At 48.0% G+C, this 1,832-nt stretch carries 1 protein-coding gene and 1 pseudogene; one reads left to right on the top strand and one right to left on the bottom strand.

The annotated features are described in order from the left end of the window. A partial coding sequence (rpoD, locus tag ACTHSP_RS20255) for an RNA polymerase sigma factor RpoD (RefSeq protein ID WP_440346795.1) occupies nt 1-1,539 on the top strand: 1,539 nt, incomplete at its 5' end. Between the two features lie 161 nt (nt 1,540-1,700). Here the strand turns inward: rpoD and ACTHSP_RS20250 are convergent. Then, nucleotides 1,701-1,832: pseudogene (locus tag ACTHSP_RS20250) on the bottom strand (IS1595 family transposase); the annotation flags it as partial.

Genomic DNA, 1,832 nt, shown 5'->3' with positions numbered 1-1,832 from the left:
ATCATCATCGCCAAAAAAATCGAAAATGCACTGAAAAACATGGTGCAGGCAATCTCAGCCTGCCCAGGCTCGATTGCCGAAATTCTGGCTTTGATCGAACAAGTCCGCAACGACGAAATCCGTGTGGATGAAGTCGTTGAAGCCATCATCGACCCTAATGAAGTCTTGTTGAACGAATTGGGCTTAGGTCATTTGGAAAATGCCAAACCTGATGACGAAGAAGGCGAAACCGATAGCGATGATGAAGATGGCGACGAGGAAGATGAAGACGAATCCGGCGGCGACTCTGAAGCCATATCCGCTGCCCATTTGGCCGAACTGAAACAAAAAGTTTTGGAACACTTCGCCTTTATCGAGAGTGAATACGGCAAAATGATCAAGCAGTTGGAAAAACACGGCAGCCAACACGCCAACTACCTGAAACACCGCGATGCCATTGCCAACAAACTGTTGGAAGTCCGTTTCGCCACACGTCAAATCGAAAACCTGAGCAGCAGCCTGCGCAGCCGCGTTGAAAACATCCGCAAACTCGAACGCGAAATCCGTGACATCTGTATCGACCGCGTCCGTATGGAGCGCGACTACTTCATCAAAAACTTCCTGCCTGCCATTACCGATTTGAAATGGGTAGAAGAAGAAGTAGCCAAAGGCCGTGTATGGGCAAACGCGTTGGATCGTTTCCGCCACGCCATCCTCGAAAAACAAACCGAGCTGGCAAACATGGAAGCTGAAACCCGCATTTCCATCGAAGAATTGAAAGAAATCAACAAAAACATGGTGTTGAGCGAAAAAGAAACCTCAGCCGCCAAACAGGAAATGATTCAGGCTAACTTGCGTTTGGTTATTTCCATTGCCAAAAAATACACTAACCGCGGCTTGCAGTTCCTTGATTTGATTCAAGAAGGCAATATTGGTCTGATGAAAGCGGTAGACAAATTCGAATACCGCCGCGGCTACAAGTTCTCTACTTATGCCACATGGTGGATCCGTCAAGCGATTACCCGTTCCATCGCCGACCAAGCGCGTACGATCCGTATTCCGGTTCACATGATTGAAACCATCAACAAAATGAACCGTATCTCGCGCCAATACCTGCAAGAAACCGGTGAAGAGCCTGATTCTGCCAAACTGGCCGAGCTGATGGAAATGCCGGAAGACAAAATCCGCAAAATCATGAAAATCGCCAAAGAGCCGATTTCCATGGAAACCCCTATCGGCGATGACGACGATTCGCACTTGGGCGACTTCATCGAGGATGCCAACAACGTTGCACCGGCAGAAGCTGCGATGTACACCAGCCTGCACGAAGTAACCAAAGAAATCCTCGAAAGCCTGACACCGCGCGAAGCCAAAGTGTTGCGCATGCGTTTCGGTATCGATATGAATACCGACCACACGCTCGAAGAAGTCGGCAAACAATTTGACGTAACCCGTGAACGTATCCGTCAAATCGAAGCCAAAGCCCTGCGTAAGCTGCGCCATCCTACCCGCAGCGACCGTCTCCGCAGCTTCCTCGACAGCGAAGAAAACAAATCATAAAAGCAAACCGCAGGTTGAAAGACCTGCGGTTTTTTATTGAAATACGAAGGCCGTCTGAAAACCAAATCTCAAAAGATTTAATCGCTTCAGACGGCCTTAAATTTATTTTGATAATTTATTCAGCCTCAGTGGTTTTCTTTTGGGGCTGACGTAGATTAGCCCTAAATTCCACACCAATCCCGCAGAATTTTAAGCTGTTGAGACGGTGTGCCGAAGTTAAACCGAAATTCGCATTCTTTCAAGAACAGCGGGAAGGATTTGCGATCAATTCCGTTGTATTTGCGCAAGACGCG

The sequence above is a fragment of the Neisseria sp. P0001.S005 genome, from assembly GCF_051963715.1.
Note: the sequence above shows the minus strand (reverse complement) of the source record. Positions and strands in the feature narration are given on the sequence as shown.